At 61.7% G+C, this 24,947-nt stretch carries 23 protein-coding genes and 3 pseudogenes; 18 read left to right on the top strand and 8 right to left on the bottom strand.

What is annotated here, in order from left to right; all coding sequences use genetic code 11:
• Positions 1-89 precede the first annotated feature (89 nt).
• Positions 90-1,196 (top strand): amidohydrolase family protein, encoded by a 1,107-nt coding sequence (locus tag K7H91_RS14425; protein ID WP_230720967.1) that lies wholly within the window; start codon positions 90-92, stop codon positions 1,194-1,196.
• Positions 1,197-1,283: 87 nt separating this feature from the next.
• Here K7H91_RS14425 and K7H91_RS14420 read toward each other — a convergent pair whose 3' ends face one another.
• Positions 1,284-2,270 carry an MBL fold metallo-hydrolase gene (locus K7H91_RS14420; protein ID WP_230720966.1) on the bottom strand — a complete coding sequence of 329 codons (987 nt, stop codon included), beginning with the start codon at positions 2,268-2,270 and terminating at the stop codon, positions 1,284-1,286.
• A gap of 101 nt (positions 2,271-2,371) precedes the next feature.
• On the opposite strand from K7H91_RS14420, the gene K7H91_RS14415 reads away from it, so the two are divergent.
• The 3 genes and pseudogenes from K7H91_RS14415 to K7H91_RS25840 all read left to right on the top strand — a co-directional run.
• Positions 2,372-3,295 carry a LysR family transcriptional regulator gene (locus K7H91_RS14415; RefSeq protein ID WP_230720965.1) on the top strand — a complete coding sequence of 308 codons (924 nt, stop codon included), beginning with the start codon at positions 2,372-2,374 and terminating at the stop codon, positions 3,293-3,295.
• 174 nt (positions 3,296-3,469) lie between these two features.
• Positions 3,470-3,601 (top strand): annotated as a pseudogene (gene oppD, locus K7H91_RS25845) (oligopeptide ABC transporter ATP-binding protein OppD); the annotation flags it as partial.
• Between the two features lie 57 nt (positions 3,602-3,658).
• A pseudogene (locus tag K7H91_RS25840) lies at positions 3,659-3,961 on the top strand (oligopeptide/dipeptide ABC transporter ATP-binding protein); the annotation flags it as partial.
• Here K7H91_RS25840 and K7H91_RS14405 read toward each other — a convergent pair.
• Positions 3,945-4,091: pseudogene (locus K7H91_RS14405) on the bottom strand (recombinase family protein); the annotation flags it as partial. The pseudogenes K7H91_RS25840 and K7H91_RS14405 overlap by 17 nt on opposite strands.
• Before the next feature lie 115 nt (positions 4,092-4,206).
• On the opposite strand from K7H91_RS14405, the gene K7H91_RS14400 reads away from it, so the two are divergent.
• The 9 genes from K7H91_RS14400 to K7H91_RS14360 all read left to right on the top strand — a co-directional run bounded on the left by K7H91_RS14400 (position 4,207) and on the right by K7H91_RS14360 (position 14,098).
• Positions 4,207-4,677 carry an NUDIX hydrolase gene (locus K7H91_RS14400; protein WP_230720964.1) on the top strand — a complete coding sequence of 157 codons (471 nt, stop codon included), beginning with the start codon at positions 4,207-4,209 and terminating at the stop codon, positions 4,675-4,677.
• 54 nt (positions 4,678-4,731) lie between these two features.
• Entirely contained in the window at positions 4,732-6,210 is a 1,479-nt protein-coding gene (locus K7H91_RS14395; protein WP_230720963.1) for an inorganic phosphate transporter, read from the top strand.
• 590 nt (positions 6,211-6,800) lie between these two features.
• Positions 6,801-8,231 (top strand): M24 family metallopeptidase, encoded by a 1,431-nt coding sequence (locus K7H91_RS14390; RefSeq protein WP_230720962.1) that lies wholly within the window; start codon positions 6,801-6,803, stop codon positions 8,229-8,231.
• 51 nt (positions 8,232-8,282) lie between these two features.
• Positions 8,283-9,539: an ABC transporter substrate-binding protein gene (locus K7H91_RS14385; protein ID WP_230720961.1), complete on the top strand. Its 1,257-nt coding sequence runs from the start codon at positions 8,283-8,285 to the stop codon at positions 9,537-9,539.
• Positions 9,540-9,561: 22 nt separating this feature from the next.
• On the top strand, positions 9,562-10,461 hold the full coding sequence (locus K7H91_RS14380) for a carbohydrate ABC transporter permease (protein ID WP_230720960.1): 900 nt from the start codon (positions 9,562-9,564) through the stop codon (positions 10,459-10,461).
• On the top strand, positions 10,461-11,294 hold the full coding sequence (locus K7H91_RS14375) for a carbohydrate ABC transporter permease (RefSeq protein WP_230720959.1): 834 nt from the start codon (positions 10,461-10,463) through the stop codon (positions 11,292-11,294). Before K7H91_RS14380 ends, K7H91_RS14375 begins: the two co-directional genes overlap by 1 nt.
• Before the next feature lie 4 nt (positions 11,295-11,298).
• Positions 11,299-12,444, top strand: a complete 1,146-nt coding sequence (locus K7H91_RS14370; RefSeq protein WP_230720958.1) for an ABC transporter ATP-binding protein — start codon at positions 11,299-11,301, stop codon at positions 12,442-12,444.
• A 22-nt stretch (positions 12,445-12,466) separates the two neighbouring features.
• Positions 12,467-13,360 carry an ABC transporter substrate-binding protein gene (locus K7H91_RS14365; RefSeq protein ID WP_230720957.1) on the top strand — a complete coding sequence of 298 codons (894 nt, stop codon included), beginning with the start codon at positions 12,467-12,469 and terminating at the stop codon, positions 13,358-13,360.
• 24 nt (positions 13,361-13,384) lie between these two features.
• Positions 13,385-14,098 carry an aspartate/glutamate racemase family protein gene (locus K7H91_RS14360; RefSeq protein ID WP_230720956.1) on the top strand — a complete coding sequence of 238 codons (714 nt, stop codon included), beginning with the start codon at positions 13,385-13,387 and terminating at the stop codon, positions 14,096-14,098.
• 15 nt (positions 14,099-14,113) lie between these two features.
• Here the strand turns inward: K7H91_RS14360 and K7H91_RS14355 are convergent, their stop codons facing one another.
• Both K7H91_RS14355 and K7H91_RS14350 read right to left on the bottom strand, forming a co-directional pair.
• Entirely contained in the window at positions 14,114-15,025 is a 912-nt protein-coding gene (locus K7H91_RS14355; RefSeq protein WP_230720955.1) for a MurR/RpiR family transcriptional regulator, read from the bottom strand.
• 312 nt (positions 15,026-15,337) lie between these two features.
• Positions 15,338-16,258, bottom strand: a complete 921-nt coding sequence (locus K7H91_RS14350; protein ID WP_230720954.1) for a LysR substrate-binding domain-containing protein — start codon at positions 16,256-16,258, stop codon at positions 15,338-15,340.
• Between the two features lie 74 nt (positions 16,259-16,332).
• On the opposite strand from K7H91_RS14350, the gene K7H91_RS14345 reads away from it, so the two are divergent.
• Positions 16,333-16,815 carry a DMT family transporter gene (locus K7H91_RS14345; RefSeq protein WP_230720953.1) on the top strand — a complete coding sequence of 161 codons (483 nt, stop codon included), beginning with the start codon at positions 16,333-16,335 and terminating at the stop codon, positions 16,813-16,815.
• 218 nt (positions 16,816-17,033) lie between these two features.
• On the opposite strand, the gene K7H91_RS14340 is transcribed toward K7H91_RS14345, so the two are convergent.
• The 4 genes from K7H91_RS14340 to K7H91_RS14325 are packed head-to-tail and all read right to left on the bottom strand — an operon-like array spanning position 17,034 to position 20,708.
• The gene (locus K7H91_RS14340; protein WP_230720952.1) at positions 17,034-18,224 is read right to left on the bottom strand and encodes an alpha-hydroxy acid oxidase; all 1,191 of its coding nucleotides are present in this window, start codon (positions 18,222-18,224) and stop codon (positions 17,034-17,036) included.
• Positions 18,225-18,902, bottom strand: coding sequence for an RraA family protein (locus tag K7H91_RS14335; protein ID WP_230720951.1), 678 nt, complete (start codon positions 18,900-18,902; stop codon positions 18,225-18,227).
• On the bottom strand, positions 18,899-19,834 hold the full coding sequence (locus tag K7H91_RS14330) for an NAD(P)-dependent oxidoreductase (RefSeq protein ID WP_230720950.1): 936 nt from the start codon (positions 19,832-19,834) through the stop codon (positions 18,899-18,901). The genes K7H91_RS14335 and K7H91_RS14330 overlap by 4 nt, the downstream gene beginning before the upstream one ends.
• On the bottom strand, positions 19,821-20,708 hold the full coding sequence (locus tag K7H91_RS14325; protein WP_230720949.1) for a DUF1932 domain-containing protein: 888 nt from the start codon (positions 20,706-20,708) through the stop codon (positions 19,821-19,823). The genes K7H91_RS14330 and K7H91_RS14325 overlap by 14 nt, the downstream gene beginning before the upstream one ends.
• 261 nt (positions 20,709-20,969) lie before the next feature.
• Between K7H91_RS14325 and K7H91_RS14320 the strand changes: the two genes are divergently transcribed.
• The 4 genes from K7H91_RS14320 to K7H91_RS14305 all read left to right on the top strand — a co-directional run bounded on the left by K7H91_RS14320 (position 20,970) and on the right by K7H91_RS14305 (position 24,814).
• On the top strand, positions 20,970-21,926 hold the full coding sequence (locus K7H91_RS14320; RefSeq protein WP_230720948.1) for a tripartite tricarboxylate transporter substrate binding protein: 957 nt from the start codon (positions 20,970-20,972) through the stop codon (positions 21,924-21,926).
• Positions 21,927-21,977: 51 nt separating this feature from the next.
• Positions 21,978-22,436, top strand: coding sequence for a tripartite tricarboxylate transporter TctB family protein (locus K7H91_RS14315; protein WP_230720947.1), 459 nt, complete (start codon positions 21,978-21,980; stop codon positions 22,434-22,436).
• A gap of 1 nt (position 22,437) precedes the next feature.
• Positions 22,438-23,955 carry a tripartite tricarboxylate transporter permease gene (locus tag K7H91_RS14310; protein WP_230720946.1) on the top strand — a complete coding sequence of 506 codons (1,518 nt, stop codon included), beginning with the start codon at positions 22,438-22,440 and terminating at the stop codon, positions 23,953-23,955.
• 214 nt (positions 23,956-24,169) lie between these two features.
• On the top strand, positions 24,170-24,814 hold the full coding sequence (locus tag K7H91_RS14305; protein WP_230720945.1) for a GntR family transcriptional regulator: 645 nt from the start codon (positions 24,170-24,172) through the stop codon (positions 24,812-24,814).
• Positions 24,815-24,947: the final 133 nt, after the last annotated feature.

Here is a 24,947-nt window from a genome sequence, read left to right as displayed (position 1 = left end):
CAATCGGTGCGAGACCCCGAACTGCGCAAAACAACATCGGAGTTGAAACTGACATGAAATCGATCAAAAAAAACCAAAGAAATCTGGCGATGGGACGCCGCACGTTTCTGAGCGGCGCGACGGTCCTTGGCGTTGGCGCCGGATTATCCGCCCCCGCAATTGTTTCCCGCGCCGCCGCGGCGGAGCCGTCGGTCATCGCGTATCGTGACCGGGACCTGCCGTTTATCGCGACGGAAGAGACCTACACCACCGACGAACTGATCGCGCTGAACGCGATCAATGACGAACACGTCGCGTACCTCAAGGGAACCGGCCTTGACGAAATCGGCACTGGCCGCATCGCGGCAATGGATGCGGCCGGGATCAATGTTCAGATCCTCTCCGCGCATACGCCGGGCGTGCAGGATGTCCCCGGTCAGGAGGGCATCGATTTTGCGGTTCGTCTGAACAAGATGATCGCCGATGGCCCGATGAAAGCCTATCCGGGACGGTTCCAGGCCTATGCGACCCTGCCCCTGCAGGACCCGGAAGCCTCAGCGGACGAACTGGAACGCGCCGTTCGGGAAGATGGCTTTGTGGGAGCGATGACCAATGGATTCATCGGCGAGAAATTCCTCGACCACCCCGATTTCGAGCCCCTTCTGGCGCGCGCCGAGGCGCTTGGCGTGCCGATTTACCTGCATCCGGGCTTCCCGCCTGAGAAAGTCTTCGACATTTACTACCGCACGACGCGGCCAGGCTATGATCAGGAGTTCCAGAACTACATTTTCAGCGGTTCAGGCTATGGCTGGCACCAGGAGGTGCTCACGCAATGCCTTCGGCTGATCATCACGGGCGTATTCGACAGACACCCTGACCTGCAGATGATCATCGGCCATATGGGAGAGGGGCTTCCGTTCTACTACGAGCGTATCGTGGGCGATATGAGCGAGTCGACCGAAGACGCGCTGAACAAGCCTCTCGGGCAATATTTCAGTGACAATTTCTGGTACACGACCAGCGCGTTCTTCCAGGATGAACTGCTTCATCTCCTGCTGAGGTATATCAGTGTGGATCGGGTGATGTTTGGAATCGATTACCCGTTTGCAGACATGAAGCAAGGAACCGACTGGTTCCGGGCCGTGGACCTGCCGCGCGAGGCCAAGGAAAAAATCGCGTTCCGGAACGCGGAAAAACTGTTCGGCATAAAGGTCTGACGAGCGTGACGGGCAACAGCATTCGATCCGCGATCTTGCCACCGGCACCGCGACGGCCCGCGCTCCACGAAGAGCGCGGGCATATCCTCATACCCGGTAATCCCAGGGCGCGGCAACAAAACCATATCCCTGCCCGGCGCGTTCAACATAGCCGAAGCCCGGAAAGTCCAGATGCATGCCGGCGACCATCATCCCGTCCGCTGCCGACATGTCCAGCACCTTGGCGCGCGTCTTTGCGGCTGCGGCCTTGTCGGTGTCGAGCGCGAAGCCCCAATCCGGATTGGCAAACTGGTAGGCCGGCACGATCAGCAGGTCGCCCCAGATCAGCACGCTTTCGCGGCCGCTGTCTATCCTGAGCCCCATATGACCTGGCGTGTGGCCGGGCATCGCCACGGTCGTGAGGCCCGGCGCGATTTCGGCCCCCGGCACGACGAGCGTCTTTGACGCCGTGTAAGGCGTGACCATCGCGCGGGATATATCGAGCCCCTGCTGCACCGCCTTGGGCATCGACGCATAAATCGCGTCATCGAAAGTAAAGCGCCAATCCGCTTCGGAGGCGATCACCTCCGCCTTGGGCAACCGCGCCGTGCCGCTCTTCGGATCGGTCATGCCGCCAACATGGTCGGGATGCAGATGGGTCAGAAAAACGGTGTCGACCTGGTCCGCGGCAATGCCCGCCGCCGCAAGTGATGCGTGCCATCCGCCAAGAGTCGGCGCCAGGCCCGACGGCGAACCGGTATCGACAACGATTAGCCGGTCCGCGGTGCGAATCGCATAACCGTTGATGCCAATCCTGATCGCCGCGGGATCATGCGGTTTGTGAGCCAGTCTGGCCGCTGCGGCCGCCTTCGCCTCGTCATAGCCTGAAATCATCTCCTTGGGCCGCTCGATCATCCCATCCATCAGGGCGATAACCTCGATCTCCCCGATCATCCGGCGTTGAAACCGCGGCGTGTCTGGCATTTCGCTACTCTCGGCGTGCGCCACGTCTTCAAAACGCGTCGTCGCCGAGAGCGCGAGCACCGCCGGCGCCAATAGCGCGTTGCGCGCAAACATTCGTCTGGAAACGGCCATCTTCGATCCTTTCATCATAGCCATTGTCTGGATCGATAAGTAACGCTAATGCTATATTCACGATATTGCGCAATCTCTTATGGCGCGCATTAGGAATGCTTATGGAAAATATCGTCGCCCTCAGATCGCTTGTGGCCGCTTGCGAAACCGGCTCGCTGTCTGCCGCCGCACGACGTCTCGGCATAACCCAGCCTGCCGTCAGCCAGCAGATCGCCGCCCTGGAACGCTCGCTTGGGCTCGTGCTCGTCGTGCGCGGCCGGAACGGGATCCATCCGACCGAGGCCGGGCGCCTGGCCGCCAGACACGGCGTCGAGGTTCTGGCCCGGCTGTCCGAAATGCAGGACGCGCTGGCCGCGCTGCAATCCTCGCCGGACGGCCGTCTCGGCCTATCCTGCGCATTGCTGATGTCCCAGAGCCTGCTGGTTCCGGTCCTCGCCGACCTGCGCCGCACCCACCCCGGGCTGAAGATCGAATTCCAGGCCACCGATACGCTGGTCGATCTTGCCAAAGCGGAACTCGATCTGGCGATCCAGGCGACAACCGATGGCGCCGGAAACGGGATGGTGCGCAAACTCGCCGAGGTCGAGCTCTGTCTTGTCGCCTCGCGCCGCTATCTTGAGCGGGTGGGCCGACCGCAAACTCCCGAGGACCTGCGCCCGCTGGATTACATTCAATACCGGGACGACCCGGACGAGAACGCGGTCGTGTTTGCCGATGGTGCAACCGCCCCGGTCAACGTCGCCTTCGCTGCCCAGATGCCGAACCTCATTCTGCATGCCGTCCAGAACCACCTCGGCTTTGCAAAGGCACCGCGCTATTTCATCGCTGATCTTCTGGCGCGGGGTGAGGCCGAAATCATTCTGCCCGACCGTCCGCTCTCCCCGAAGCTGCTCTACCTGATCCGTGCGCCGGGGCTTGCCGCCAGCCGCCGCGTCAACCTCTTCGTGGATCGCTTCATCGAAGAACTGGCAAGAACGCCCAACATCCTGCTGGCGCGCGACCTCAGGCCTCTGACGACGGTATAGCATTCTGTGCGCGGCGCGGGCTCGCGGTGTTCCAGCTTGAACACCCCTTAGGGGAGACGCGCCGGTGGGCGTCGCGCGTACCCTGCCCGACAGGAGAGGCGCCGGGCAACTCTCCCTCATCAGTCGGAAGACCAAGCTCGCCGAAGCCATTCGCTATACGCTCTCGCGTTCAAGATGGTGATGTATGGCGGACAGGTCATGGAAAAGGGGCCGGTCGATGCGTTGTTCAGGAATGCGACCCACCCCTATACGCGCAGGCTTATCGGCTCCATACCGCGCGTTGACCGCACTGACGATGTGCTCCGTTCCATTCCGGGCAACCCGCCCAACATGGCGCGCCTTAAGCAAGGCTGTCCATTCGCGCCGCAGCATCCCTATACGCAGGCCCTGCTCTCGGCCGTGCCTATCCCCGATCCCGAAATCGAACGCAACAAGAAGGCCGTGCCGCTGGAAGGTGATCTGCCGAGCCCGCTCAATCCACCGTCAGGCTGCGTTTTCCGCACCCGTTGCCCCCGCGCAACCGCGATATGCGCGAACAAGGTGCCGGCGCTGCGTACGGATCCGAGCGGGGGACCCTCAACACAGTTTCGCCTGCCACCATCCGGGGCCAGCGACAGAGAACACGAGCGCCTGATCAAGTTCACCAGAGCCGCTGTTTATCGTTGAGCATCGTGAAGCGGCCGAAGGCTTTGCCCTCCGCACTTGCTCTCTCAAGACCGGATTGCGTTCGCTCGATCAACAAGTCCCGCTCGCACTGAGCTACGGCATCAAGCACTTGCATGGTCATGATGCCGGAAACCGCCTCGGTCACAATCCAGCGATAAGATGGGACTTTTGCCCCACTAACCTTGTGATCGGGCTGGCATTTTAATAAGCAGCGGGGATATTGACCGCTCCTGAACGGTGTCCCGATGTTTTCAAGGATCTGGAATAGCTATCTCGCCCCTCTTCTCGGCCGGCCTGCACATGTGCAGATCGCCGCGCTCTGCTATCGACAGGGAAATGCCGGACCGGAGGTCCTGCTCATCACCTCGCGCACGACCAGGCGCTGGATCATCCCGAAGGGATGGCCGGTGGCCGGCACGGATGGAACGGGCACGGCGCTGGAAGAGGCGTGGGAAGAGGCCGGGGTTCATCGCGGCGCCGAAGCAAGGCGCATCGGACGCTATCGCTACAAAAAGATCGTCGATGGAGGATTGCCGGTGACCACGGATGTGTATGTCTATGCAATCAAGGTGATCGAGCTTGCCGACACATTTCCGGAAATGGGGGAGCGCGAGCGCAAATGGATGCACCACGACGATGCGGCACGGGTCGTGGAAGAGCCTCAGCTGCAGGCGATCCTGAAGGATCTTCCCGCACTTCTCGAACAGGCGCGGTGACGTTGAGAGCCGTGCCACAAGCCGGCGGTTTTCAGGACTTCAAGGAAAATCATATTGACCGATGACGCCACCCGGCAATGGAAGACGCTCGACAAGGACCTGAACCGTCTTTCGCGGCTTGAGGAAGCCTCCATGTACGCCTCGCGCCCCCTGGTGGGGGTCGGCGTCAGCCTTGTCTTCGTTTCGTTTGCAGCCGTGGCCGCCGCGATTTTCGCCGGTGGCGAGCCGCAGAGCCTGGCGCTGATCGTTGCCGCCGCCTTCGGGGCCTATATGGCCCTCAACATTGGCGCGAATGACGTGGCGAACAATATGGGGCCGGCGGTCGGGGCGAAGGCCTTGTCAATGCTGGGCGCGATTGCCATCGCCGCCGTTTTCGAAAGCGCCGGCGCGCTGCTGGCAGGCGGCGATGTGGTTGCCACGATCTCCAAGGGGATCATCGACCCCTCTGCGCTTTCCAACACGGCAGTATTTGTGCGGGCGATGATGGCGGCGCTGCTGGCGGCATCGATCTGGGTCAATATTGCCACCTGGATCGGCGCGCCGGTCTCGACCACGCATTCCGTCGTCGGTGGTGTAATGGGCGCGGGCATTGTTGCTGCGGGGCTTGGAACCGTCGACTGGGCTACAATGGGCAAGATTGCCGCAAGCTGGGTGATCTCACCCCTGCTCGGCGGCATTTTCGCCGCGGCGATGCTCGCCTTTATCAAATGGCGGGTCATCTATGTCGACGACAAGATCGCCGCGGCCCGGACCTGGGTGCCGGTGCTGATCGGCGTGATGAGCACGGCCTTCGCCACTTACCTTGCGCTCAAGGGCCTGAAGCATGTGCTGGCCATTGACCTCTCCACCGCGCTGCTGATCGGTGTGGTCGTTGGCGGAACAATGGGCCTATTGTCCGTACCGCTCATCCGGCGGCAGTCCAAAGGGCTCGAAAACCGGAACCGGTCCCTGAAATCACTGTTCAGCGCGCCGCTCGTCGTGTCAGCGGCGCTGCTCTCCTTCGCCCACGGCGCCAATGACGTCGCCAACGCTGTCGGGCCGCTTGCCGCGATCGCCTATGTGCATCAGTCCTCCAGCGTGGCGGGCGAGGTCTCGATACCGCTCTGGGTCATGCTGATCGGCGCGCTCGGCATTTCCTTCGGCCTGGTGCTCTTCGGTCCCAAGCTGATCGGCATGGTCGGCAGCCAGATCACCAAGCTCAATCCGATGCGGGCCTATTGCGTGGCGCTGTCGGCCGCGGTTACCGTCATTGCCGCATCCTGGCTGGGACTGCCGGTGAGCTCCACACATATTGCAGTCGGCGGGGTCTTTGGTGTCGGTTTCTTCCGGGAATGGTACACGGAGCGACGCGCGCGTCGCCTGACGCGGGAAAGCCCGACCGATCGCAGGCTGCCCGGGCAGGAACGCGCCCGCCGCAAACTCGTCCGCCGCTCCCACTTCATGACGATCATCGCAGCCTGGGTGATCACAGTGCCCGCAGCAGCGCTCCTGTCCGCCGCATGTTTCCTGCTGCTGCGCGCAATCGGGTTTTAGCGAGGCCACGGGGCCAGATTGCGGCTTGTGAAGGATGACTTCAACATGGCGTTCGAGCAGAAGCCGGACTCGAATGACAGGTTTGAGGTCAACGTCAAGTGAACCGGTGCGGCCACACTGGAGGCACAAAGCCACCTTTGGAACTTTCAATTGGATAGTGGCAACGGTCAGCATCAAGGTCTCGAAGGGCAACGCATATCCGCTTCGGCGAAAGATTGAAGAGCAACGATCAGGAAACCATACTCATGCCCGGCTATCTGGTTTGGGCAAGACGTCATTTCTGGTGCGTTATTCCCGGTCTACTGACTGCGAAACAGGCAGTCGCGAATGCGGAAATGATGACTTTTCGCGTTTTCATAAAATATTTTTTTCAAGCTCTATGTCGCTGAATCCGGAAATAGCTCCGCCTTTCCAACAGCCTGACGATAGCTTTAACTTAAAGACCTGCGTCGTCTGGAAATAAAAATCGCAAAAAAATTAGACTCTGCACACTCAACGCCCAAAGTGCTGAAATTTCACGCAGTCCCGCTATTTGCAAAAAAAGTTTCATCTGTAGTCTGTTCTCATCCCAAGCATTGATGAGACATAGCATGACCGCCCTCAGTCCCGCCCCTTCCGCCTTCCGAGCCGATCTTCGGTTTGAGCGTCTTCTGGATGGTTTCGAGCCATCCTTCGAGTTCGAGCCGGTCGGCCCGCTGCCGGAAAGCGAATTCGTCGACCGGCTGCGCCGCATCCGGCGGGAAGCGACGGTTGCCGGGTATGACGTGACCCTCATTCATGCCGATTCGATCGGCTCCTACAAGGTGTCGAACTCCTATCTGCGCTATGTCTGCGACTGGGCGCGTGAGGGCGTTCTGGTGGTTCCGACGGATGACGACAAGCCGCTGACAATGTTTTCGATCTTCAGCAGTTCGGTCCTGCTGCCGCCGGCGGGCGAACCGGTTCTGGTCGAGGATATCTGGCAGGTCGGCACATGGGGCCGCGAGACCTACAACCGCCCCGGCAAAACCGTCGACAAGGTGGTGCAAGCGGTCGGCGATTTTCTTCAACGCGAGGGGTTTTCCGTCGCCCAGATCGGCCTCGTCGGTGATGCCACCTCGAAGCCTTACTGGGACGGACTGAAAGCGCATCTGCCCAAAAGCGCCTTTGCCGATGGCTCCTCGATCATCGACCGGATGCAGAAGGTGCGCTCGCCGCGCGAGCAGGCGGTGGTGCGCGCCGCCGCCCAGCTCGCCGATATCGGCATTCAGGCCGCCTATCATGTGATCCGGCCCGGCGTGACCGACCACGAGATCTATGCCGCCTTCACCTATGCCCAGATGGCGCGCGGCGGGGAGACCGGTGATGGCTACCAGATCGGCATCAACCGTTTCGGCACCCATTGCGGCAAGCCCTATGGCCATGTCGTGCGCAACGGCGACCTGATCAACCTCTATATCTCGGCCGTGATCTATCAGGGATACACCGCCCAGATCGCCCGGATGATCGCCGTTGGCGATATCACCGACAAGCAGGAGGAAGTCCTTCAAATGTGCGTGGAGGGCGTGGAAAAGGCCGCCGCCGTCGTCCGTCCGGGTGCACTCGTATCAGATGTCGCCAATGCCTCTTTCGAGCCCTATATCGAACGCGGCTATCTCGCCTCCGCCGACAGCCGGACCATGCCCTATAACTGGGTCTCCGAAGACGACGGCAAACCGCGGCTTATTCCGCGCAAGCACGTGCCCGACGAAGACTGGGAGCGCCAGGGCCGGAAACTGATGCATGTCTATCCGGCGACGCTCGGGCCGCACAATCCCAATGTCGGCCATTCGGTTTCGATGCAGAAATTCCAGAACTACAACATCCAGTCCAACAATCACGACCTTCTGGAACAAGGCATGACCTTCGTGCTCCATGCTCAATGGCTGGAGCCGGAAGTCGCCGGCTGCAATGTCGGCGATTGCTACCTGGTGACGGCAGACGGGGCCGAGAACCTCAGCTGCCACACACCGCTTGCGCCTCACCGCGTGAAAGCGGACTGAACCCCTTCTCAAGACTCAAAACAAAAAGCAAACTTCAGCAGGAGAACAAACATGATAGACAGAATTCGCAGACGGGGCCTCCTCGCCTCCGCCCTTTTCATCGGCCTTGCGGCCACGCTCGGCACGACCGACCCGAGCTTCGCCCAATCCGGCGACAAGACCACGCTGGTCATCGCCAACTCTCAGTGGCTCGACGCGCTGCGCGGCCAGAATCTCTGGGCCGCGATCAAGAAATACGAAGAGGTCAACCCGGATGTGACGCTTGAGCAGGAGGCCATTCCCTCGGCCGAGTTCGCCGACAAACTGACAACGGAAATGGGCGCCGGCCAGGGTCCCGATATCGCGATCATGCAGGAAGGCCTGTTCTACACCATGGCCGATGCCGGCTTTCTGGTCGATGTCGGCAGTGCTGTCGACGGCGTCGATCTCAACGGCACCAACGACAACGGCGTGATCGATGACGTGCGCTATGGCATCGCCTGGCAGCGCGCCGTCTATGCGCTCATCTTCAACACCGAGGTAACCGAGGCAGAGGGTGTCGCGATCCCAGCCACCGTGCAGGAACTGATCGCCTCCGCCAAGGAATCCATGGAAAAGAACCCGGGCGTGATCGGCTTCACCGCCCGTCACCAGATCAACGATTTCACCGGCTGGTTCATGGATTTCCAGAACTGGGCCTATGGCTACGGCGTCAACTGGGTCGACGGAGACGGTAACCTCACGATCGATACGCCGGAAGCGGTGGCTGCGGTCGAGGCGTTCAAGGAAACCTATGACTCCGGCATCATCCCGATCGGCGACAGCATGCCGACGCAACGCACCCGCTTCAAGGAAAAGCAGGTTGCCTTCTCGATCGACAATTCCGGCGGCACGCTCAACATTGCCTCGGGTGGCGCGTTGCCAAGCGCCGATATCGGCGCCACCGCCTTGCCGTTTGCCCATCCCGGCGCCCATCAGCAGATCTTCCTGGGCGTGAGCTCGCACAGCGATCATCAGGACGAAGCCATCGCCTTCCTGGCATGGCTCGTGAGCCCCGAGGGTCAGCAGTCGCTGCGTGATGCCTCCGGTCCCGATACGCTGGCGACCGATGTGCCGGTGACGGAGGCGTTCGCCGCCGCCAACCCCTGGGCACCGACCTTCGCCAAGCTTGCCGAAACCTCGCGCAGCACCCTGATCCCGGGTTATGAGGTGGAAACGCCGCAGATCATGCGCTTCGTCATGCAGGCCGTGGAAAAGGCCATTCTGACGGATACCTCCGCGGAAGACGCGCTGGCCGAGGCCCAGACGCAGGTCGACCGGCAGTTCTGAGCGAAAGGGCGGAAGAGTGATGATGAAGGGTCATAAACGCAGCATAAGCCTGCCGCGGCTCGCCGCATACGGCTTCATTCTTCCGCCCATGCTCTATCTGGTGGTGTTCATGTTCTGGCCGCTGGGGCGGCAGATGTATATGAGCCTCACCAATACGCGGATCATCAACCCAAACCACGGCCGGTTCATCGGCCTTGGCAATTACGAGCGGCTGTTTTCGGACCCGTCCTTCTTCCAGTCCGTCCGCGTCACGCTTGTCTATGCCGTGCTTGCTGTCATCTTCGGCGTATCGCTCGGCGTCATCTCGGCGCTGGCGATCGACCGGCCGTTCCGGGGTCGGGCGATCGTGCGCAGCATTCTTCTGTTCGGTTGGGCCGTGCCGAATGTCGCCGCCTCTCTGATCTGGCTGTGGATGTATAATGACCGCTCCGGCGTGCTGAACCGGATCACCGAGGCGCTCGGGCTTGGCCGCTATGCCTGGCTGACGAGCACCGACCTGGCGCTTGCGGCCGTGGTGGTGGTCACCGTCTGGCAGGTCGCGCCCTTCGTCATGCTGGTCGTGCTCGCGACGCTCCAATCCGTGCCGGGCGAAGTGCGCGAGGCAGCCACCATAGACGGCGCCGATGGCCTCAGCACCTTCCGCATGGTGACGCTGCCTCATATCCGGCCGGCCATCCAGCTCGCCGCGCTTCTTGTCTGCGTCTGGTCGATCCGCCGCTTCGATATCATTTACCTGCTCACCGGCGGCGGGCCGGTCGGTTCCACCAGCACGCTCGTGGTCAAGATCCGTCAGGTCGCGTTCGAGAACCACGAGCTCGGGCTTGCCAGCGCCTATGGCGCGGTCGGGCTGGTTCTGGCCCTTGCCATCGCCGGTCTTCATTTCCTGTTCGAACAACGTCGCATGAAGTGGATGTCGCGCTGATGACGAAGAAACGCCTCACCCTCAAACCGCTTCGCTATCTGCTGATCGGCGTGCTTCTCGTTTGCGCAGGCTTTCCGGTCTACTGGATGGCGGCCACCGCGCTTTCGGCGAACTCCGAGCTTTACGGTTCCGGGCAGTCGTTCTTTCCGCAGTTGAAGCATTTTCCGGCCCTTCTGCATGATCTCGGCAGCGTACCGATCGGGCTCTGGCTGTTCAATACGCTGCTGGTTGCCGCCGGCGGCACGGTGTTGAGCCTCGTGCTCGGATCGCTGGCGGGCTATGCGCTGAGCCGCTTTCGCTTTCATGGCAAGGGCCTGGTGGGCTTCCTGCTGTTCGTCACCCAGGTGGTGCCGGAAGCGCTGATCCTGGTGCCGCTTTATGCGATGTTCATCACCTTCGGCCTGCTCAACAGCCTCGCCGGCCTGGTGCTCGCCAATGTCGGTTTTTCGCTGCCGGTCGCCTGTTTCGTGCTCAAGGGCGCGATGGACGCGGTGCCCTACGAGATCGAGGAATCCGCGATCATCGACAATTGCCCGCGTTTTTCGATCCTGACGATGATCATTCTGCCGCTGATCATGCCGAGCATCGCCGCAGCCGCCGTCGTCGCCTTTTTTGCCGGCTGGAACGAGTTTCTGTTTGCCTCGACCTTCCTGATGGACCGCGACAAATGGACGGCAAGCGTCGGGCTTGCGTCCTTCGTCGGCCAGTATGAAACCCCGATGTCGGCGGTGATGGGCGCTGCCCTCGTGTTCAGCATTCCGGCCATCGTCTTCTTCCTTCTCATCCAGCGCAAGATCGTTGCCGGCCTGACGGCCGGCGCGGTCAAAGGATAGTGCCATGCCCGCCTTGAGCTTCAGGAACGTCTCCAAGTCGTTCGGCGACAACACCGTTATCAAGACCTTCGACGCCGACATCCATGATGGCGAGTTTCTCGTCCTTCTCGGTCCCTCCGGCTGCGGCAAGTCCACGCTTCTGCGGATGATTGCCGGTCTCAGCGACATCACCTCCGGCGAACTGCTGTTCGACGGCGAAATCGCCAATGACTGGCAGCCGCGCCGGCGCGGCGTCGCCTTCGTGTTCCAGACCTACGCGCTCTACCCCCATGCCACGGTGCGCGAGAATATCGCCTTTCCGCTGATCATGGATGCGTTTCGCCCGTGGTATCACCTGCCCGTCGTCAACATGATCGCCCGCGCACGGCTGATGAAGCGCGCCGACATTGCCGAGCGCACGCTCCGCATCGCCCGGCAGCTTGAACTGGAGCCGCTGCTTGACCGCAGGCCCGCAAGCCTCTCCGGTGGCCAGCGTCAGCGCGTGGCGCTCGCCCGCGCGCTGGTGCGCAACCCCTCGCTCTATTTGCTCGACGAGCCGCTTTCGAACCTCGACGCCAAGCTGCGCACCCAGATGCGCTCGGAAATCTCGGCGCTGCATCACAAGGTCGGCAAGACGTTCGTCTATGTGACGCATGACCAGGTCGAAGCCATGACCATGGCGACGCGGATCATCATCATGAACAAGGGCATCGTCCAGCAGGTCGGCACGCCCGACGAGATCTATGATGAGCCCGCCAATACCTTCGTCGCCCAGTTCGTCGGCTCGCCGCCGATGAACCTCATCCCGGCAACGATCAGGGAGGACGAATTGCGGCTGTCCGGCCGCCTCGCCGTCGACCATCCGGGCCCCTTGCCGAAACGGCGCGAGGTGACCTTCGGCATCCGTCCGGAAAAGCTGTCGATCCATGCCGTCGGCGAGGGACAGCTCCCCGCCCGCGTTTCGGTGGTCGAGCGCCTCGGCGCCGAGACCGTGATCGGCTGCCGGCTGATGACCGGCGAGGAAGATCACGACCGGCTGCTGGAAACCGATCTCGTTTTCGTGCGTGTTTCCGGCCATCTCAAAATGGCGATCGGGGAAGCCTGCTCGCTCAACTACCGCGGCGAGGACGCCCTGCTCTTCGACACCGAAGGCGGCCGACGCCTGGCCTGACGGCACCGACAAAGAGAAGATCATGCAGACATTCCACATTTGCGCGACCGGCCACAGCCTCAACTATCTGCCCGAATATGTCGCGGTCGATCAGGGCTTCTTCGAGGAGGAAGGCCTCAAGGTCACCGCCGAGGTCCCCTCCCCCTGGGACCGTGTGCTCGATGATATCGGCACGGGCAAGGCGCAGGCAGCCCTTGGCGGCATCTGGGTACCGTCGATGTTTCACGGACGCGGCAAGCGCTATGTCCCCTTCGCCCAGGTCGCGGCCCGCGCGCCGCTGGCAATCGTCGGGAGGGAGCGGCCGGCGGATTTCGAATGGGCGGCCCTTGCCGGCCGCACCGTGTCCATGAAAGGCAGCAACGGCGCCAGCGTCGGTCTGTTCATCAAGATGCTGCTGCGCGAAAACGGCGTCGATCCCCGGACGGTCAATTTCGTGCAGGATCTGGACGGCAAGATGCTGACCGACCTCTTCACCGGCGGCATGGGCGATTATCTGGTGATCGATTTCCCCTCGGCCGTGACGCTCGAGGCGGCCGGCGGCGGCCATGTGGTCCAGCCGCTTCCCGTCACCGGCGGCAATATCCCGTGGAGCGTCTACTATAGCGATGGCGAACCGGACGATGAACGGCGCGAAACCCATACCCGTTTTGCCCGCGCGCTCGCTCGCGGCATGGACTGGATCCTCGCCCACGATGCGGAGGACTATCGCGCCTTCCTGGCGGCAACCTTCCCGCGTTTCGCGCCAGACCTGCTGGTGAAACTCACCAATATCTATCGCGCCAACGGCATGTGGACCACGCCCCGCATCGATGCCGATGCCTCTGCCCGCTGGCAACGCGGTATCTGCGACGGCCACCTCACCGACGCCCCGATCCCCTACGAAGCGCTGATCGACCCGCGGCCGACAGCAGCCTGAACACGTTCGAGAGAGCAGAAAACGATGCGCATCGCCGTCATCAACCCCAATACCACGACCGCCATGACCGCCCGCATTGCCGAGGCAGCGCGCACCGTGGCCAGCTCCGGAACGGACATCCTGGAGCGCCAGTCCCGCCATGGCCCGGATGCCATCGAGGGTCCGTTCGACGGGGCGCTCGCCGTGCCGGGCCTCTTGAAGGCGATCACCGCCGCCGAGGCCGAAGGCGCCGACGCGCATGTGATCGCCTGCTTCGACGACACCGGTCTCGACGCCGCGCGCGCCATCGCCACACGGCCGGTGATCGGCATCGGCGAAGCCGCCTTTCACGCCGTGACGCTTCTCGCCCACAGCTTCTGCGTGGTGACGACGCTCACCCGTTCCGCACCGGTCATCGAGGACAACATCCTGCGCTATGGCTTTGCCGGGCGTTGCCGTCGGGTTTTCGCCTCGGACATCCCCGTCCTTGCTCTGGAAGACCCTGAAAGCGGAGCCTTTGACACCATTTCGGCCTTTATTGAAAAAGGTATCGCCGCCGGCGCGGAAGGCGTCGCGCTCGGCTGCGCCGGGATGACGGGCTTTGCAAAAGAGCTTCAGGCGCGCCATGGCATTCCCGTCGTCGACGGCGTCACCGCGGCGGTCGGCCTCGCCGAAATGCTGGTACGCTGCGGCCTCTCCACCTCGCGCGGCGGCATATGGGCTTCGCCGTCCCGAACGCATCTGCTCGCGGCCGAATAAGGCGCCCGGCTACCCCTACACAGGGCCGCCCGGCGTCTGCGGGGTCGATACGTCGTCCAGCCTCTTGACCAGCCAGTCGATCCGCTCATAGCGCTTCAAGCTGGCATCGCCCATCGCGGTCGCCACGCTCCAAGCGAGATAGTTGATGATCGTGAGGGCGGCCGAAAAGGAATTGAACGGCGATGGCGACTGGCACCGGCAGCGCAGCACGTGTTCGGCTGCCTTGGCGCTGGCCGAAGCGCTGAGATCGGTGATCAGGACGGTGGTCGCGCCGGCCGCCCGCGCTTCCTTGAGGATTGTCGGCAGAAGCCGCGGCCGGCGCCGGAAGGCGATGACAAGCAGGACATCGCCCTTGTCGATCGAGGCGATCTCATGGGAATAGCTGCCGCCGCCGACCGGGATCACCTGAACATCATTCTTCATGAGCGTGAAATAGTGGGCGGCCTGATGGGCGAGTCCATAGCCGCTCCGAAGCCCCATGATCCAGACGCGGCGCGCCGAGACGATGGCATTGCTGACCGCCGCAAGCGTTTCCGGCGGCAGCCCCTCGGCGGTGGCGCGGATATTGTCGAGATCCATCTGAACCGTTGTGGCGATGGACGGCTTTTTCGCGAATGCCTCGTTCTCGCCTTCCAGACCTGCGCGCGGCGAGCCCCAGTGCTGATCTTCCCGTATCTGGCGCTTGGCATCCGGATAGGTCTTGTAGCCGAGCGTGCGGATCAGGCGCGCCGCCGTCGCCTTCGAGACATGCGCCCGCTCCGCCAGTTCGCCGGCTGTATAGCTCGGCAGGTCCATCTGATATTGCAGCAGAATATCGGCAAGCCGCTTTTCCGCGGGCGTCAGCGTCGAGTAGATCGCGTAGATCCGAGCCTCGAGCGACCGCTTGACCTTCTGTCCGCCTTCCGGCGTGCCTGCTGATGAACGCACGACAATTCCTTCTCGCGTAAGCTGGTCATGAATAAAGCGCCGACAGGCGCAGGATTGAACCACACCGGATGGCGGGTTTCCGTTTGGGTTCAGGTTATGCGACCGACGCCGGCGCGTCCAGTATGGGCAAGACATCGTGCCAGGCATCGTTGGACGACTCTGCAGAAGACGAGACGTCGGTTGAACAAATCGGGCGTTCGATGCGGGGCAGCGCCTCTCTGGCGCCATGATCATCGGCCACCGGCAGGCTTCTTCGTCATTCCTGCAACCGCGGTCATGAGGTAACCGTTATCGACCGTGGCGCGGTCTCGTTTAATGCCCCGGTGGAAACGCGACGCCCGCGACGGCGTTGCGCAGCCACAGATGGGCCGGATCCCCGCCCCGCCTTTCATGCCAGACCTGAACGAAGGGAAAGGGCGGTATCGTAAACGGTGGCTCGAAGACAATGAGGCGCGGGTCATTTTCATAAGGGACGAGGGCATTGCGCGCGACGGTCAGAACCAGATCCGTTCCGTGGATCAGACGCGGCGCGTTTCCCCAATGCGGCAGCGTGACCGCGATGCGCCGTTGCTGGCCGACGGCGCGCAGCGCCGTGTCGATTTCGGTGTTTGCGCCGTCCTTCATCGCCAGGAGAACATGGGGACGGGAAAGATAGTCTTCCATCTCGAGGCATTCCCTGCCCGCCATACTCTCCCGATCCGCAAGGCAGGCGAAGCGCTCGACGGCAAGCTGACCGGCTTCCAGTCGTTCAGGCAGATCGGGAAAAACGCCAAAGGCAAGATCGCACTCCCCGTCCAGCACCAGACGCAGCATGGCTTCCCGGCTCGACTGGGTGATCACCAGGTCGATGCCTGGCGCTTCAAGCCGCAGCATTTTCAGCAGACCGGGAAGGATAACGGCAGAACCATAATCCGACATGGCGAGGCGAAAGGTCCGTTTTTCCTCAGCAGGGTCGAAGCCGCCCGGGCCAAGAACCTCCCGCATCTGCCGCAGGGCTGCGCTCAGCGCGGGCATGATCTCAAGTGCCTTCGAGCTAGGGACAAGCTGCCCGCCGCGGCGGATCAGCAGGGAATCATCGAAAAGCACGCGCAGGCGCGCCAGCGCATGGCTCACGGCGGGCTGGCTCATGTTCAGCCGGGTGGCCGTCCGCGACACATGTCGCTCGGCCAGGAGGGCATCGAGGACCACGAGAAGATTGAGGTCGATGCCGCGAAGATTATTCACTCTATGCATATTTGATATATTACATCGGAATTTCCATCCACAAAGCAAATAGTGCATCCGGTGTGCATCGGAGGTTGATCACAATGCAAACCAATGCACTGCTTCTCATCATTGCCGCCATCATCACCGGCGCTGTCGTGCCGTTTCAGGCCGGGGCCAATGCGGCCCTCGGGCGCACGCTCGGCCATCCGCTATGGGGTACGCTCATATCTCTTTGCGTGAGCTTCGCCTGCATCGTGCCCGTCATGCTGCTGGCGAAGGTACAGGCGCCAACGCTTGCGAACCTTGCACAAGCGCCCCGCTGGATATGGATCGGCGGCGTTGTCGGCGTCGTCTATATCACCGGCGCGCTCATGCTTGCGCCGAAGCTCGGCGCTGCCGGCTTCATCATGGCGGTCATCGCCGGGCAGATGCTGGCATCGATGATCATCGACCAGTGGGGGCTTGTCGGCCTTCCTCAAAAGCCCGTCTCGTGGTCGCGCCTTGCCGGCCTCGGCCTGATCGTCCTCGGGCTGGTCGTGATGCAGCTGCAGGCGCTGGGGCTGAAACCACCCGCGGGTTCGTAAAGGCTCGTAGCCCGCACATCAGGTGCCACATTCAGCGATCGTCAATTCAACGCAGCGACCACCAAGAAGAATATCCGCGGGCCTTCTCACATATTCGCTGAACGCGGCGGCTTGGTCTCCCACATTCAGGGCGAAGTGCTGACAAAGAACGCGGCCGCAATAGAATTTTACGCCAATATCGGCAATTTGCACGGACTCCACCCTAACTGCTGAATACTCTAAGCTGATGGCGCGCGCAGGTCATGCGGCGACACGACCCCCATAAGGGCCATGTCTCGATCGATCTCGTCTCGCAGCAGCCCCATGGCATGGCTGACGCCCGCCTCGCCATCGGTTGCGGCGGCATACAGCAAGGGCCGGCCGACGAAGACGAAATCCGCTCCCAGCATGATTGCCCGGAGTACATCGGTGCCCCGCCGGATACCGCTATCCAGCATCACTGTCATGTCGGGAACGGCCTTTCTGATCGCCGGCAAAGCCACGATGGGGGCCATGGCGCCGTCGAGCTGTCGCCCGCCATGATTGGAGACGATGATGCCGTCACAACCGGTTTGCCGTGCCAGTCTCGCATCTTCCGGCGAGAGCACGCCTTTGACAATGAGCTTGCCCGAAAAGCGTGCGCGGATCAGCTTCAGGTGTTCCCATGTGAGCTTGTCGCGCGCGATCGTCGAGCGCACCAGATTGCGGGAAAAGAGTGGCGGCCCCTGCACCGATTCCATGTTTTCGAAATGCGGCATACCGCGCTTGAAAAGCTCGCGCCCGAGCGTTCCGATCGTCCAGCGGGGATGGGTCATGCCCTGCCAGATCAGTTGCGGGGTGATGCGGAAGGGGGCGTCAAATCCATTACGGGCATTGTTTTCCCGGTTGCCTGTCACGGGGACATCGCCGGTTATCACCAGATGATCGAAGCCAGCGGCCGCGACCCGATCCACCAGCGCAAGGATACGGTCGTCGTCGCCCGGAACATAGGCCTGAAACCAGCGGCTCCCGGCTTCGCGCGCCACCCGTTCCAATGGCGTCAGCGACGCGGCGGAGCAGATCGCGAAACTGCCCGCGCTCCGCGCTCCCCTGGCGAGAGCGACATCGCCATCATACGCCACGAGCGCGCTGAAGCCCATGGGCGCAATGCCGAAAGGCACGCCGTAGCTGTTGCCGAACAGCCGGGTCTTCTGGCTGCGCGTCGACACATCCCGCATGATCCGGGGTTCGAAGCTTATAGCCTGAAACGCCGCGCGGTTGGCGCGAAGACTGCTGTCGGTTTCAACGCCGCCACTGACATAACCGAACATCGACAATGGCAGCAGGCGGCGCGCGCGCACTTCGAAATCATCAAGTGAAAGTGCGCGGCGCAGTCGTCTCGGCGTCCGGTCCGCCTTGCGTTGGGCGATGCCGATCGATGACGGCGTCATCTATTCGAATTCGCAGCCACGGGCGTTGAGCGTGTTCAACACCCAGCTACGGTCGTCGGTTCGCGCGGCGATGCGGGCGATTTCTTCCTGCTCCGCGGCAAACTTCTTCTTCGTGGCGGCCAGGACGGTTTCGACCTCGTCATAGGGAATGCTGAGCACGCCATCGCCATCGGCGATGATCAGGTCGCCCGGCTCGATGACCATGCCCTCGATGGCGATCGCCGTGTTGATTTCGCCGGGACCGTCCTTGTAGGGCCCGCGATGTGTGACGCCTGCGGCGTAAACCGGGAACTTCATCCGGTTGATTTCCTCGGCATCGCGAATGGCACCATAGATGATGATGCCGGCAACCTTGTTGCGCTGGGCGATCCCGACCATGATCTCGCCCATCGTCGCGGTGGTGAGGTCGCCGCCTGCATCGACGACGATGACATCGCCCGGCTCGGCGATATCGAGCGCGTGATGCAGCATGAGATTGTCGCCGGGACGCGCGCGCACCGTAAGCGCCGGGCCCGCCAGAACACCGTTGGGATCATGGATGGGGCGCAACCTGGAGCCGCCGGCAAACATGCGCGACATGCAGTCGCTGGCATTGGCGACGGGCAGCTTGCTGAATTCTTCCGCGAGCGCGGCGCTGACCGCGCGGCGCCGTTTCTTTACACAAAACCCGATGGTCATGCGTTTTCTCCTTCCAAAGCGTTGAGAGCGTCCAGAACCTTCTGGACGATGATCAGTCCGGTGCGGCGCAAACCGGCATTCGTGGACGCGCCGATATGAGGGGTGGCGATGAAGCGGCCGGAGCCGGCAAGCAGCGGGTTGTCGCGCGCCGGCGGTTCCACTTCGAACACGTCGGAGGCGGCGGCGGCGACCTGTCCCGAGGCCAGCGCGTCTGCCAGCGCCTGTTCGTTGACGATCCCGCCGCGCGCGCAGTTGACGATCACCGCGTCGGGCAGGAGCATGGACAGCTGCGACCTGTCGATCAGGTTTCGGGTTTCAGGCAGCAATGGCAGGTGCAGGAACAGAAGATCCGTTCGCTGCAGAAGGGCCGGAATGTCGGCCTCGCGCCGCACGCCCGCAGGCCACGTCTCCTGCGTCAAGACCGGGTCATAGCCCGCCACATCGGCGCCGAATCCGCCAACCAGCCGCGCTGCCACCGCTCGGCCGATGGCGCCCATCCCGAGAATGCCGATCTTGCGCTCCGATACCTCGAAACCCTGCGGAATGTCGGAGCGTTTCGGCGCGTCGTGCCTCAGCGACTGATCATGCAGGTCCGGCGAGCGCAACAGCAGCATCGCGAACAGCACCGCCAGGTCTGCAACGGATTCCGCATTCGCGCCATCGGCGCGGAAGACCTGCAGATTGCGCCCCCTTGCCACATCCATGTCGATATTGTCGGTGCCCGCACCGTGCTTGCCGATCACTTTCAGACCGGGCAGGTTTTCGAGCAGCGGTCTGTCGACCTTGTGGGCGCGCACGACGATTGCGGTGACATCGTCGCGGCGTGCTTCAGGGAGGGGGCCGGGTCCGATCACGTCGGCCGCGCCTTTGAGCATCGCCATGGCATCGGGATGGATAGGCTCGGTTACCCAGATGACGTTACGCCTTTGCATCGGCGTTTTCCGTTTTGGGCGTGAAATGAAGGCTCAGCCAGGAGAGTGCCTCTTCCGGCGATATGTCGGGACCTGTGCCAGCGGCTGCGGTTCGTGTGAACATCTGTCGGGTTGCAGGAAGCATGTAGGATGTGAATCCCGCCTCCTGCATCATTTCTTCCACGGCTGCGACCTCATGGGTCCGCCTGCCGGCATGTTTGGGGTGGGTGCGCATCATTTCATCAAGAAATGCCGGCATGTCGATACCTGCGAGGTCGGCGAGCGCAATGCTCAGCCCGTCGGTCTGGCCGAGCGCGGCTGCGGCAAGCCGGGTTTCGACAAAAAGCGCTTCCAGCCCCTTCATGAACAAGCTGCGCAGCAGTTTCAACTGGCTCGCGCTTCCGGGCGCTCCGTCAATGCACGAGATCCGGCAGCCAAGCGGCCGCAGCATGGCGGCGGCGGTTTCTGCCTGCTTTCCGGCGAAAACCATCGGCGTTGCCAGTCCGCCCAGTCCGACCGCGCCCAGAACCGTGCCATCGATGAACCGCTCGCCAAGGATAAGCGCGCCTTCCTGCATGGCGCCGGGGGCAGATGAGGTCAGATCCAGAACGGGGCAGGTTCCGGTGCGGGCGGCCAGCTCCCGAATGATACCGAGAGTGGCGGCGGCAGGAGAAAGGATGATCACCAGATCGAATGCGCCGAAATCGTCCGGCAGTTTCGTATCCAGAACAATGCCGGCTGCAAGGGCGGTCTTTTGTGATTCGCCATCGGCAAAGGGATCCATGGCGGTGACGTCGGCGCCTGCCTGGCGAAAGCCGACGGCATAGGCCCTACCTGCGGCACCATAGCCCGCAATCAATAACCGCACGGTGTTTGATGGCTGCAGATCAGTCAAGCGAGCCTCCTCCTGAACCTCGTACTCTTTGGTTCACGAAAGAACAAAAATCGAGACAAAAATCAATACGAATTTCTCCCGTTTATCTGAGGAGCACTATCGTGTGTGAACGGAAACATAAAAAATATCAAATAATAACAATTACATATTATAATTTTATCGGATAGATTCAAAAAAATCTTCCCAGTTCTCGTCGCTTCAAGTAGGTTGAATTGTATCCAGAAATGCCCGGGAGGAGCCGGGCGACAAGGAGGAAAAAGAATGAAGACACTCGCTATCGCATCCGCGATTCTGGCTTTGGGTATCTCTGCGGCCCATGCGGAATACCCCGACCGCCCGATCAGTATGATCGTGTCCTACAGCGCTGGCGGCGGTACTGACATCGCGGCGCGCACGCTTGCACCCTTTATCGAAAAATACCTGGGCGACGACGCGTCCATCGTGGTTCTGAACAAGCCGGGTGCTGGCGGCGAGATCGGTTTCACCGAACTGGCGCAGTCCAAGCCCGACGGTTACACGATCGGCTTCATCAACACGCCGAACCTCCTGACAATTCCCATCCAGCGCAAGGCCCGCTATTCGCTGGAGAGCCTCACGCCGATCGCCAATGTGATCGACGATCCGGATGCCTTCAGCTTCCTGCCAAGCAGCAATATCAGTTCGCTCGAAGAGTTGATCGCCTACGCCAAGGAGCATCCGGGCGAAGTCACCTACGGCACCACCGGTCTCGGCTCTGACGACCATCTTTCCGCTCTCGAGTTCGAGCGAAAAACAGGTGTCAAGCTGAAGCATATTCCGTTTCCGGGTAATGCCGATGTGCGCACGGCAGTGCTTGGCGGTCATGTGATGATGGCCAGCATGAACATTTCCGAGACGATTGCCGACGTCCACGAAGGCAATCTGGTTGTCCTCGGCCAGATGGCGGCCGAGCGCTGGGACGGGGCTCCTGATGTCCCGACCTTCCGCGAACAGGGTTATGATATCATTATGGGCTCGATGCGCGGCATCGGCGCGCCGGCCAACCTGCCTGATGATGTCAAGGCCAAGCTGGAAGCCGCGGTGAAGGCCGCCGTCGAAGATCCGGAATTCCAGGAGAAGGCAAAACAGCAGCATCTGGCTCTGTCCTACCTCGACTCCAAGGATTTTCTGGCCGAACTCCAGTCTCTGAATGCAACCTTCGAGGAACTGTGGAAAACAGAACCCTGGGTACAGCAGTAAACATCTCTGCGGGGCCTCTGCGCCCCGCAGCATTTCTTCCGGGAGGATGTCATGGAAAGAGCTAAGGTCGAAACCGGGGCAGCCCTGGTTTCGCTTCTCTTCAGTGCGCTCGGCCTGTTCGAGGCCTGGGGTTATTCCGGCGAAGGCGGAATGATGCCGCGCGCCATTATGGCGCTGATGGTTGCGCTTTCGGCAATCTGGTGTCTGCAATCCGTCGCCTCTCTGGGGCGTCATCCCGACCGGGTCATCTCGATTACGCCGCAGCAATTTCGCGGCGCCGTCCTGTTGACGGTCGCGGGCCTCGGACTCGTGTTCGGCATGCAGTATCTCGGCTTCTACTCGACGGCGATCGTCATCTTGCCGGCAGTGGCGTATGGCCTCGGCTACCGGGAGCCGAAGGGCCTCGTGATTGCCACGGTGCTGTTCATCGCGCTGCTGATCGTCGTATTCCGCATCTTCCTTGCTGTTCCGCTGCCTGCGGAACGCCTGCTCTCGACTTTCGGAGGCTAGGATGGGTCAGGTTTTCCAGCACATCCTCGACGCGATTCCCCTTCTGCTTGCGCCCATGACCATCCTGGCGATGATTGGCGGCACGGCGATCGGGATTGCGGTCGGCGCATTGCCGGGTCTGTCGGCGACCATGGGTATTGCCGTTCTCATTCCGCTGACCTTCACCATGTCTCCGGTGGCCGCCCTCGGCATGATCGCCGGTATCTATAACGGCGCGATGTATGGCGGTTCGATCCCCGCCATCCTCTTGCGCATTCCGGGCACGCCGGCCGGTGTCGCCACCGTGTTTGACGGCTATCCGATGGCGCAGAAGGGGCAGGCAAACCTTGCCCTTCGCATATCGCTCGTATCGTCCAGCATCGGCTCCGCCGTCAGCGCCGTCGCGCTGCTTGTACTTGCGCCGCCATTGTCGATGATCGCCCTGAAGTTCAGCGCCGCCAATTATTTCTGGCTGGCGATCTTCGGCATGATGACCATCGCGGTCCTGTTGTCGTCCAATCCGATCAAGGGACTTCTTTCCGCCGGTTTTGGGCTGTTCGTGGGCATGATCGGCATCGACATGCTGACCGGCATCGAGCGGTTCGCCTTCAACAGGCTGGAACTGCTCAGCGGCGTTGACATCATCGTCCTGCTGACGGGCCTTTATGCCATTCCGCCCGCGATCGATCTGGCGCTGAGCCCGATCAAGACGGATACGGACGTCAGGCCTGTGCAGCAGGGTGATACGGTGCGCTTTCGCTGGTCGAGCCTCATTCCGGTCTGGATCAAGGCATCGCTGATCGGCGTGATTACAGGCATCATCCCCGCGCTCGGCGGCAATGTCGCAGCCCTTTTTGCCTGGAACGAGCAGCGGCGCAGCGACCCTGACAAGGAAAAATACGGCAAGGGCGCGCCTGAAGGCATCGCCGCGCCCGAATGTGCCAACAATGCCGATACCGCCGCAACACTCATTCCGGCGCTGACACTCGGCATTCCCGGCAGTTCGGTTGCAGCCGTCATCCTCGGGGCACTTCTGGTGCATGGTCTGGTGCCCGGCCCCCAGCTGTTCCGGGAAAATGCCGACATTACTTACGGATTCATGCTTGCCATGCTCGTGACATCGGGATTGATGCTGCTTCTCGGCCGCTTTGGCGCGCGCGCCTTCGTCAACGTGCTGAAGATGCCGCCCCAGCTGCTTGCGCCGATGATCTTCATCCTCGCCACGGTTGGCGTCTATGCCATCCATAACAGCATGTTCGAGGTCTGGATGATGCTCGGCTTCGGCATTCTGGGCTATTTCATGGAAAAGCTGAACATCCCGACCGCGCCTGCGGTTCTGGCTGTGATCCTCGGCCCCATCGCAGAGGAAAATCTGCGGCGCGCCTTGCTGATTTCCAACAACGGCGTTATCGGCATTTTCCAGGGAACGATCTCGATCATCCTGATCGTGCTGATCCTCGCAACGACTGTCCTGCCGATCCTTAACCGGCTGATGTCGCGCAAGAAGCGCGAGGCTGTCGCAGCCGGTTCGCAAGAGTAGGAACACGGCTGATCTGTAAATGGCCACGCGCAGACTTGGCCATTTTGCTTCCAGACTGTGCTAACCTCATTCCCGATCAAGGCTGGACGCCGTGTGTTCGTTCGAGCGCACAAGGGTTGCTCCGACCGACTGGATTTGCGCATCGCGCCTTTCGCGGCCCGGCCCCGATTTTCGGGATGACGGCAAGCCGGAGAGCGCGGAGAAGGAAGAGAAGATGAAAGTTTCCGAGGTTGTCTACTCCAAGCTCAGGCGGCGGCTGGTTTCCGGATACTATCTCCCCGGCAGCCAGTTGAAGGAGGAGGCACTTGCCCAGGACTTCGACGTCAGCCGTACGCCCGTTCGCAATGCCATCGCACGGCTGACATCCGAAGGTCTTCTGATGCCCGGCGAAAAGCGCGGCGCGCTCGTGACACCCTGGGGGATGGAGAACACTGCCGATGTGTTCGCGCTTCGTGTCCTTCTTGAAGGGCACGGCGCCTATCTTTGCGCCAAGAAAGCAAGTGACGAGCAGATTGCGGTGATGGAACAGACCTGCGAGGAAATGGAGAGGCAGTTTTCCGTCAAGGGTGCCGACTGGATCAAGAAGATGGATCAGGGCAATCGCGTCATTCACGAAATGCTCTACGAAGCTTCGGGCAGCCCCTATCTGAGGCTATCGGGCAAACATCTGCTCGAAGTGCCGCAGGTGATCGGCGGCTTCTTCATTTACGAGGATGCCGATGTCGAGGAAAGCCTCCGCCAGCATCGGGAGATCGTCAAGGCCATCAAGCTGCATAATGGTGACTGGGCGCGCTCGGCGGTCGCCTGCCATCTGAATGCCGCGTTGGAGCGCTTCAGGCGGCGATCGTCGGAAGAGTGAGCTGATGCGGTAGAAACCTGTTCCGTCTCAACGCCCTTGAGACAGATTTGGTTTAGCGGATAAGGGAGGGTTTTGGCTCATCATAGCGCACGCAAAGGAAGCAAAGATGAGACAGAAATCCGGGCAGCAGAAG

This window comes from Martelella mediterranea (genome assembly GCF_021021415.1).
Lineage (GTDB): Bacteria > Pseudomonadota > Alphaproteobacteria > Rhizobiales > Rhizobiaceae > Martelella > Martelella mediterranea_C.
The sequence above is the reverse complement of the archived record's forward strand: the minus strand, read 5'-3'. Positions and strand labels throughout refer to the sequence as shown.

Bases quoted from the DNA above. Each gene is read 5' to 3' on its own strand.
- K7H91_RS14340 (WP_230720952.1), bottom strand. From the start codon at position 18,224: ATGACGCCGTCATCGATCGGCATCGCCCAACGCAAGGCGGACCGGACG.
- K7H91_RS14360 (WP_230720956.1), top strand. From the start codon at position 13,385: ATGCGCATCGCCGTCATCAACCCCAATACCACGACCGCCATGACCGCC.
- K7H91_RS14400 (WP_230720964.1), top strand. From the start codon at position 4,207: ATGTTTTCAAGGATCTGGAATAGCTATCTCGCCCCTCTTCTCGGCCGG.
- K7H91_RS14335 (WP_230720951.1), bottom strand. From the start codon at position 18,902: ATGACCATCGGGTTTTGTGTAAAGAAACGGCGCCGCGCGGTCAGCGCC.
- K7H91_RS14320 (WP_230720948.1), top strand. From the start codon at position 20,970: ATGAAGACACTCGCTATCGCATCCGCGATTCTGGCTTTGGGTATCTCT.
- K7H91_RS14350 (WP_230720954.1), bottom strand. From the start codon at position 16,258: ATGCATAGAGTGAATAATCTTCGCGGCATCGACCTCAATCTTCTCGTG.
- K7H91_RS14315 (WP_230720947.1), top strand. From the start codon at position 21,978: ATGGAAAGAGCTAAGGTCGAAACCGGGGCAGCCCTGGTTTCGCTTCTC.
- K7H91_RS14345 (WP_230720953.1), top strand. From the start codon at position 16,333: ATGCAAACCAATGCACTGCTTCTCATCATTGCCGCCATCATCACCGGC.
- K7H91_RS14380 (WP_230720960.1), top strand. From the start codon at position 9,562: ATGAAGGGTCATAAACGCAGCATAAGCCTGCCGCGGCTCGCCGCATAC.
- K7H91_RS14370 (WP_230720958.1), top strand. From the start codon at position 11,299: ATGCCCGCCTTGAGCTTCAGGAACGTCTCCAAGTCGTTCGGCGACAAC.
- K7H91_RS14425 (WP_230720967.1), top strand. From the start codon at position 90: ATGGGACGCCGCACGTTTCTGAGCGGCGCGACGGTCCTTGGCGTTGGC.
- K7H91_RS14310 (WP_230720946.1), top strand. From the start codon at position 22,438: ATGGGTCAGGTTTTCCAGCACATCCTCGACGCGATTCCCCTTCTGCTT.
- K7H91_RS14385 (WP_230720961.1), top strand. From the start codon at position 8,283: ATGATAGACAGAATTCGCAGACGGGGCCTCCTCGCCTCCGCCCTTTTC.
- K7H91_RS14305 (WP_230720945.1), top strand. From the start codon at position 24,170: ATGAAAGTTTCCGAGGTTGTCTACTCCAAGCTCAGGCGGCGGCTGGTT.
- K7H91_RS14365 (WP_230720957.1), top strand. From the start codon at position 12,467: ATGCAGACATTCCACATTTGCGCGACCGGCCACAGCCTCAACTATCTG.
- K7H91_RS14375 (WP_230720959.1), top strand. From the start codon at position 10,461: ATGACGAAGAAACGCCTCACCCTCAAACCGCTTCGCTATCTGCTGATC.
- K7H91_RS14420 (WP_230720966.1), bottom strand. From the start codon at position 2,270: ATGGCCGTTTCCAGACGAATGTTTGCGCGCAACGCGCTATTGGCGCCG.
- K7H91_RS14390 (WP_230720962.1), top strand. From the start codon at position 6,801: ATGACCGCCCTCAGTCCCGCCCCTTCCGCCTTCCGAGCCGATCTTCGG.
- K7H91_RS14415 (WP_230720965.1), top strand. From the start codon at position 2,372: ATGGAAAATATCGTCGCCCTCAGATCGCTTGTGGCCGCTTGCGAAACC.
- K7H91_RS14330 (WP_230720950.1), bottom strand. From the start codon at position 19,834: ATGCAAAGGCGTAACGTCATCTGGGTAACCGAGCCTATCCATCCCGAT.